The 7609-nt window shown below is 71.8% G+C and carries 9 protein-coding genes and 1 pseudogene; 2 read left to right on the top strand and 8 right to left on the bottom strand.

All coding sequences use genetic code 11. The features are described 5' to 3' along the window. Positions 1-392: pseudogene (locus WA805_RS24130) on the bottom strand (S9 family peptidase); the annotation flags it as partial. A gap of 72 nt (positions 393-464) precedes the next feature. Here WA805_RS24130 and mshB point away from each other — a divergent pair. Together mshB and WA805_RS24120 are read left to right on the top strand one after the other, a co-directional pair. Next, positions 465-1268, top strand: coding sequence for an N-acetyl-1-D-myo-inositol-2-amino-2-deoxy-alpha-D-glucopyranoside deacetylase (mshB, locus tag WA805_RS24125; RefSeq protein WP_425243472.1), 804 nt, complete (start codon positions 465-467; stop codon positions 1266-1268). A 41-nt stretch (positions 1269-1309) separates the two neighbouring features. Continuing rightward, the gene (locus WA805_RS24120) at positions 1310-1708 is read left to right on the top strand and encodes a DUF6113 family protein (RefSeq protein ID WP_422284687.1); all 399 of its coding nucleotides are present in this window, start codon (positions 1310-1312) and stop codon (positions 1706-1708) included. A gap of 13 nt (positions 1709-1721) precedes the next feature. On the opposite strand, the gene WA805_RS24115 is transcribed toward WA805_RS24120, so the two are convergent. From WA805_RS24115 to WA805_RS24085, 7 genes are all read right to left on the bottom strand, one after another. Then, a complete protein-coding gene (locus tag WA805_RS24115) occupies positions 1722-2474 on the bottom strand; it encodes a maleylpyruvate isomerase family mycothiol-dependent enzyme (RefSeq protein WP_422275674.1) in 753 nt (250 codons plus the stop codon). After that, the gene (locus tag WA805_RS24110; RefSeq protein WP_424559855.1) at positions 2471-3076 is read right to left on the bottom strand and encodes a TetR/AcrR family transcriptional regulator; all 606 of its coding nucleotides are present in this window, start codon (positions 3074-3076) and stop codon (positions 2471-2473) included. Before WA805_RS24110 ends, WA805_RS24115 begins: the two co-directional genes overlap by 4 nt. A 144-nt stretch (positions 3077-3220) precedes the next feature. Beyond that, on the bottom strand, positions 3221-4432 hold the full coding sequence (rocD, locus tag WA805_RS24105) for an ornithine--oxo-acid transaminase (RefSeq protein ID WP_422275678.1): 1212 nt from the start codon (positions 4430-4432) through the stop codon (positions 3221-3223). A 13-nt stretch (positions 4433-4445) separates the two neighbouring features. Beyond that, positions 4446-5270: a dimethylargininase gene (ddaH, locus tag WA805_RS24100; protein WP_422325715.1), complete on the bottom strand. Its 825-nt coding sequence runs from the start codon at positions 5268-5270 to the stop codon at positions 4446-4448. Positions 5271-5383: 113 nt separating this feature from the next. Further along, positions 5384-6151, bottom strand: a complete 768-nt coding sequence (locus WA805_RS24095; RefSeq protein ID WP_425243471.1) for a hypothetical protein — start codon at positions 6149-6151, stop codon at positions 5384-5386. A 3-nt stretch (positions 6152-6154) separates the two neighbouring features. Then, on the bottom strand, positions 6155-6907 hold the full coding sequence (locus tag WA805_RS24090; protein ID WP_422338944.1) for an SDR family oxidoreductase: 753 nt from the start codon (positions 6905-6907) through the stop codon (positions 6155-6157). Positions 6908-6932: 25 nt separating this feature from the next. Further along, on the bottom strand, positions 6933-7609 hold a 677-nt coding region (locus tag WA805_RS24085; RefSeq protein ID WP_425243470.1), incomplete at its 5' end, for an aminotransferase class I/II-fold pyridoxal phosphate-dependent enzyme.

Here is a 7609-nt window from a genome sequence, read left to right as displayed (position 1 = left end):
GGGGTGTGCGTGGCCACCAGCCGCGGTCTGCCGGGGGGGTCGCCGAGCGGGGCCGCGTACACCTGCCCGGACAGCGCGAAGACCGCGAGGGCGTGCCGCTCGTCGGTCGCGTAGGCCACGATGCCCGAGCCGGTCTCCCTGACCCGCTCCCGCCGCGCGCGCTCCTCAGGCGGCAGGTTCTCGTCGTCGGCGCCGAGCGCCTTCGGGTCGGCCACCAGGCGTTCCGCGCCGGTGCCCGCGGTGGCCTCCCACAGGCAGCTCACGGGGTCGTCGCCGCTCTTGGTCCGCAGGAACGTGACCCGCTCGCCGTCGGGGGATACCCGCAGTGCGCGGGGCGCCCCGATCGTGAACCGCCGCGTCCTCGCCTGCTGCCGGGGAAAACTGTCCGCCATGCCTCCCGATCTTGCCAGGCGCTGTACCGGCGGCGCGGGCCGCATCGCCGATAGCCACGTACGCTCGGCCTCATGGAACGCAGCATGCTGCTTGTGCACGCGCATCCGGACGATGAGTCGATCGGGACCGGGGCGACGATGGCCAAGTACGCCGCCGAGGGCGCCCGGGTCACGCTGGTGACCTGCACGCTCGGCGAGCTCGGCGAGATCATCCCGCCGGACCTGCGGCACTTGTTTCCCGACGAGCTCGGCCAGCACCGGATCGTGGAGCTGGACAGGGCCTGCGCGGCGCTCGGGGTGACCGACCACCGGTTCCTCGGCGGCGCGGGACGGTGGCGCGACTCAGGGATGATGGGGCTGCCGGACAACGACGACCCGCGGTGTTTCTGGCAGGCGAACGTGGCGGAGGCCGCGGCCTCGCTGGCCGAGGTCATCCGCGAGGTCGGGGCGGACGTGATCGTGACCTACGACGCCAACGGGTTCTACGGGCACCCGGATCACATCCAGGCGCACCGGGTGGCCTGGCGCGCCTTCGAGATGACCGGCGGCAGCGGGAAGTTCTACGCCACCGCGATGCCGCGCTCGGTGCTCGCCGCCGCCCAGGAGCTGCCGGAGGACTCCTGGTTCCGGCGCAGCACCGACCTGTCGGCCGGCGTGCCCGACGACCAGGTGACCACGGCGATCGACGCGGCCAAGTACCTGGACGCCAAGCTGGCCGCGATGCGGGCGCACGAAACGCAGATCACGGTGGACGGCGAGTTCTTCGCCATGTCCAACGACCTCGGCCAGCGCGCCCTCGGAACCGAGTACTACACGCTGCTGGCGGGCTCGCGCGGGCCGGGGAGCCCTTACGAGCGCGACCTGTTCGGCGGCTGACCCGCGCGAAACGCTCGCCGGAGTCGGTAGCCTGCTGGATCATGGGGACCCCGCGGGGCCGGCTGGAACCGGCGCAGCGCGCGATCGCGGCCGCCGGCTACGTCGTGCTGTTCGTGCTGGGCGTGCTGGAGGGGATGATCGGCAGCTTCAACTACAGCCGCAGCCCCGTGCCGCTGGTGGCGATCATCCTCGCCGTGGTCATCTTCGCCACCTGCGTGCTGGCCGGCTGGGGGACGCGCACGCTCGGCGGCGGGCTGGCGCCCGCCCTCGGCTGGATCGTCGCCTCGTTCGTGCTGTCCATGGGGCGGCCCAACGGCAGCATCATCATCACCAACACAGCCGCGGGCCAGTGGTACCTGTACGGCGGCTCACTGGCCGCGGTGACCGGCGCGGCCGCCGCGTACATCCTCTGGGTCCGCGCTCGCCCCCGCCCCCGCTAGGGGCGAACGCGGCCTAGAACGGGACTTGGACGGCCAGCAGGCCGTCGGCGTGGGCACGACCGTAAAGGGCCCGGCAGAACTCGATGGCGTCGGTCTCGATGAGCGGGCCTCCGTCGCCGGTCTTCCAGGAGCCGCCCGCTGGTCCGGTGAGGCGCAGCGTGCAGGACTGTCCGTGCCTGACCGACCATTCGGCGACGACGTCAGCGACGAGAACCCCGTCGTGTCCGGCGGTGAGCACGTGGTCCGCGCCGGTGGCGCGGCAGATGTCCGCGCGGTGCATCCACGGGTCGCGGGTCAGGATGATGTCGACGAGGAACCCGATCGTCCATGCTTCATCGCGGCCGCCTACTGGCTGCCGCTCCGGCATGGTCCTGCGCCGGATGAAGCCTGGCGTGCGCCGCCTGCCGCGGGCCGCCTTCTGGGCGCGGGCGGCGAAACGCTCGATGATCTGCTCAGGCGTCATATGCTGCCGCTCGTCGACCTGAAGGCCGGTCAGCGCGTCGATGAACACCCCGCCGCGGCTGCGGGCGAGCTTCATCTGCCGGTGTTGCTCGCGGACCGAGGCTGCCAGCTCCACCATGCCCAGCGCGTGCGACGCCATGGCGTGCACATCCCAGCCGGGACACTCGGTTGGCCGCGCCCAGTCGCCAGGGCCGAGCGCGCGGAGCAGGTCAAGGAAGCGCTGGTACTCGGTCGCGGCGAGGCGCATCGCGGTGTCGCGCGACATGGCGGCGGCGCGCGGCGTGCTAGGAGCGGTGATGGTCATTGCGTCCCCCTCAGGCTCGGGCCGGGCACCCCGACCTCGTTGCAGTACATGTCGATCAGGCGCGGCAGCTGGCTGCGCCAGCGCGTGCCGCCGGGGTCGTTGGCGAGCTGCTGATCAACGAACCCGCCGGTGAGCGCCGTCCACAGGTCCAGGTCGGCCTGGCTGTGCACGCCACCCCGGCGCATGTTTTCGCGCATCCGCTGGTACACGGCAACCGAGGCCGCGTAGGCCTCCTCGGATGGCCGGAAGCCGGGAATCGTCCGCTGGTTCATCAGCTGGTAGCGAGCCAGGTCGGCCACGGCGAAGTCGAAGAACATCTCGGCTACGGCGAGGAGCCTCCGGCGTGGATCCGCGGGTAGCGGCTCCATGGCGTCGAACACCGCGGCCAGCTCGATCCAGGCACTGGCGAACATCGCGTCGTAGATGCCGTTTTTGGAGTCGAAGTGGGAGTACAGGGACGGGGACCGCATCCCGATGCTCGCGGCGACCTCGCGCAGCGTGACGGCGGTAAGCCCGTCTCGCCGCGCGATCTCCCATGCCGCGTCGAGGATCTCCCGCCTGGTTGCCTCACGCCGTTCGGCTCGCCTATCACGATTAGGCAAAGCGCTCATAGTTAGGCAGTGTGCGCTGCCGCGCGAGCCCTTGTCAAGGCGCCGGCCTGGGCCGGCCGGCGTCCGGCACGCCGCTGACACGCCTAGATGTGTTATTCCGCGGGATATTCCCCCGGAATAACACACGCAAGGCCGTTAGGCCGTCAGCGCCGCTTCCTCGAAGCGGTCCAGCGCCCAGGTCAGCTCCTCTTCGCTGATGACCAGCGGCGGGGCGAGCCGGATCGTCGAGCCGTGGGTCTCCTTGGCGAGCACGCCCAAAGCGGCCAGCCGCTCGCAGACCGCGCGGCCGGACAGCGACGCGAACGTCACCCCGGCCCACAGGCCGCGCCCGGTCACGGACGACACCACCGACGACGGCAAACCAGCCAGCCGCTCGTGCATCGAAGCCCCGAGCACAGCCGACCGCTGCTGGTACTCGCCGGTCCGCAGCATCGCGATCACCTCACGGGCGACCGCGCACGCCAGCGGGTTGCCGCCGAACGTCGAGCCGTGCTGGCCCGGGCGCAGCACGCCGAGCACCGAGCGGGACGACACCATCGCGGACACCGGCACGATCCCGCCGCCGAGCGCCTTGCCCAGCAGGTACGCGTCGGGCACGACACCCTCGAGGTTGCACGCGAACGTGGTGCCGACCCGGCCGAGCCCGGACTGGATCTCGTCGGCGATCAGCAGCGCGCCTGCCGACGCGCACAGCGTCCGCAGCCCGGGCAGGAAGTCCGGCGGCGGCACGACCACGCCCGCCTCGCCCTGGATCGGCTCGACGAGCACCGCGACGATCCGGTGCCCGTACTCGGCGAACACCGCGGACAACGCGGTCAGGTCCCCGTAGGGAACGGACACGAACCCAGGCGTATAAGGCCCGAAATCGGCACGGGCGTCCGGGTCGGAGGAGAACGACACGATCGTGGTGGTCCGCCCGTGGAAGTTCCCGTCGAATACGACGATGAGCGCCTCGTCGCGCGGGACGCCGCGGGACACGTAGCCCCACTTCCGCGCGACCTTGATCGCGGTTTCGACCGCCTCGGCGCCGGTGTTCATCGGCAGCACCATGTCCATGCCGCACAGTTCGGCGAGCTCGGCGCAGAAGGGCCCGAACTGGTCGTGGTCGAACGCCCGGCTCACCAGCGTCACCCGCTCGAGCTGCCGCGCCGCCGCACCCACGAGCCGCGGGTGCCGGTGCCCGAAGTTCAGCGCCGAATACCCGGCCAGCATGTCCAGGTACCGCCGCCCGGCCACGTCGGTCACCCAGACGCCGTCTGCCGTCGCGACCACGACGGGCAGCGGCGCGTAGTTGTGCGCACTGTACTCGCTGGTCAGCCCGGCGAGGTCAGGCATGGTAGAGGTCATCTCCGAGCTCCTTTCACGCACGCAGCTCGAGCGTGCAGCACTTGGCGCCGCCGCCCGCCTTGCGCAGTTCCGACATGTCGACGGGCACGGGCTCGAAGCCGCGCGCGGCGAGCTGCCGCGCGAGCGCGGTGGCCTGCTCGGCGAGCACCACGTGCCGCCCGTCGCTGACCGCGTTGAGCCCGAGCACCTCGGCGTCCTCGTCCTTGGCCTCGATCAGCTCGGCGAAGACCGAGCTGAGCGCCGCGCGCCCCGCGTCGTCGAACGCGGCCGGGTAGTACATGGCCGTCGAGGAGTCGAGCACGGACAGCGCGGTATCCAGGTGGTAGTACCGCGGGTCCACGAGCCGCAGGCTCACCACCCGCCGGCCGAACACCGCTGCCAGCTCACCGGCCGCCGCCTCGTCGCTGCGGAAGCCGTACCCGGCGAGCACGGTGTCACCGGCGAGCAGGATGTCGCCCTCGCCCTCGTTGACGAATCGCGGCTCGTGCACCGAGGCCCAGCCGTGCGTGCGGAACCAGTCCATGTACGCATCGGCTTCCGCGGCCCGCTCCGGGTGCCGGAACCGCACGCCGAGCACGGTCCCGTCGATCACCGTGGCGCCGTTGGCGGCGAACACCATGTCCGGCAGCTCAGGGTGCGGCTCGATGGTGTGCACGGTGTGCCCGAGCCGCAGGTAGGTCTCGCGCAGCCGCGTCCACTGCCGCATCGCGAGCCCCGGGTCGGCGGGCTCGTCCGGCCGCATCCACGGGTTGATCGCGTACGTCACGGCGAAGTACGCCGGCGGGCACATCAGGTAAGTCCGGGGTGTCCCGTCCCGGCGCGGTTCGTCGATCCTCATACTGCCAGGGTACGAAGCGCAATCGGTTCATGAACAGAGTGTGGTCATGCGTCTCAACGGCGATTCGTTGCGTTTTCGTCGGTCTATTCGGCGATTCGTTGTGCGTCTGCCGCTCACCGGCCGACGTCGCGGGCCAGGTCGAGCCCGACCAGCCGGTCCGCCGCCGCGAACGTCTCGAACTTCACCCCGTCGGGCACGGCCGGGTCGTCCGCGAGCACGGCCAGTTCCCCCAGCGCCGCCGGCGTGTCGAGGCCGTCGGTGAACGCGGCGCTGATCGCGTCCGCGTACTGCCGCGACATCGCCCCGCTCGGCGACCGTGCCCAGCCGGCGACCAGCTGCCGCCACCGCGCGAGCTCCGCGTCCTCCCCGCGGCACGGGCTGAGGTCCGCGGTGAGCTCCGCGCCGTACCCTTGCCGCATTAGTTTCATCCGAACGGCAAGGGGCTCCTCGCCGAGCTCAACCCGCTCCCCGTCGGCGACCGGCCCGCTGGCGGCGCCCGCCACTTTGATCCAGTGCCCGGCCAGCGGTCGCACCCTCGCCGCGGCCGTCTCGCCGGCGGCGTGGACCCCGACGTCGAAGACCGGCTCGCGGATTCCGTCAGGGAACTGCCCAGCCAGCTGTCCCACGTCGAACGGCCTGGCCAGGGTGCGTCCCGGCGGGTGGATGTTCAGCCGGCCGCAGGCGGCCCGCAACTCGGCTTCCCGCCTCGGATGCAGGTCGATGACGGCGGGAGTCAGCCCGGCCCCTTCCGCGTAACGTCGCAGCAGGTCCGCGGTGAGATAGCTGCGCAGCTGCTCGAGCCCGGCAGACCGGGCAGCGACCAGCACCCGGAACTCCCTGCGGTGCGCGGGGCGCACCTCGATGCCGTCAAGCCTCAGCACGATTTACACGCCGCCGGTCAGTGTCACTCCGCCGTCGAGCACCAGGGTCTGGCCGGTGATCCAGCTCGCCTGGTCAGACAGCAGGAACGCCACCGCGCCCGCGATGTCCTCGGGCACCCCGAGGCGCCTGAGCGGATAGGCGGCCGCCACCTGCTCCTCGCGGCCCTCATACAGCACCGTGGCGAACTTCGTCTTCACGATGGCAGGCGCTACCGCGTTCACCCGGATGCGCGGGCCGAGTTCGACGGCGAGCTCAGTCGTCAGCCGGATCAGGGCCGCCTTGCTGACCCCGTACATGCCGATCCCCGGGCTGGGCCGAAAGCCGGCGACAGAGGAGACGTTCACGATCGAGCCGCCATGCTCACCCATCCAGGCGTCCCGCGCCCGCCGCGTCCAGGCGAGCGGGGCGAGCACGTTGACCGCGAGGATCTTGGCGGCGGCCACCGGATCGACGTCGGCGATCGGGCCGTAGACGGGGTTGATGCCGGTGTTGTTGACCAGCATGTCCAGGCTGCCGAACGCCTCCATGGTCCTGGCGACGGCTTCCGCCTGGTGCTCGGCGTCATCGCCCTTGCCGGGCACCGCGATGGCCACGTCAGGCCCGCCAAGCTCCGCCACGGCCGCGTCGAGCGCTTCCTGGCCGCGTGCCGTGACGCAGACCCGGGCGCCTTGCCGGACGAGTTCCGCGGCGATTCCCAGGCCAATGCCTCGGCTGGCGCCGGTGACGATGGCGACGCGATCTTTGAGCGCTTCCATGTGCTTCTTCCTGTTCCTGCCGGTGTCAGCTAGCCAGGGCGTGCAGCCGCTGGCCGGCGGCGGCGACCCGCTCGTCGGTCGCGGTCAGCGCGACACGGATGTGGCCGGTGCCCGCGGCCCCGTACATCGAGCCCGGCCCGACGAGGACGCCGCACTCGGCGGCGAGCAGCTCGCAGGCCGCCCAGCAGTCAAGCCCCTGGCGGGCCGCCCACAGGTACAGCCCGGCCTCGGAGTGGTCGATGCGGAATCCGGCGGCGGTCAGCCCGGCGGCCAGGATCTCCCGGCGCGCGCCGTACCTGGCCTTTTGCTCCGCGGCGTGCGCGTCGTCGGACAACGCCGCGGTCATCGCGGCCTGCACGGGGCCTGGCACGATCATCCCCGCCTGCCGCCGCACCAGCAGCAGCTGCGAGATCAGGGCCGGGTCACCGGTGACGAAGCCCGCCCGGTAGCCGGCCAGGTTCGACCGCTTGGACAGTGAGAACACGGCGAGCACCCCGTCGAGCGACTCGCCGCGGACCGACGGGTGCAGCACGGTAACGGGGTCGACGGACCAGCCGAGCTCCAGGTAGCACTCGTCGGACGCGAGCACGCAGCCGCGGTCGCGCGCCCACCGCACGGCGTCCCGCAGCCTGGCGGCAGATAGCACCCGGCCGGTCGGGTTCGACGGCGAGTTGACCCACCGCAGGCGCGCCGCGCCGGGCC

The organism is Trebonia sp., assembly GCF_049794275.1.
Taxonomy (GTDB): Bacteria; Actinomycetota; Actinomycetes; order Streptosporangiales; family Streptosporangiaceae; genus Trebonia.
Note: the sequence above shows the minus strand (reverse complement) of the source record. Positions and strands in the feature narration are given on the sequence as shown.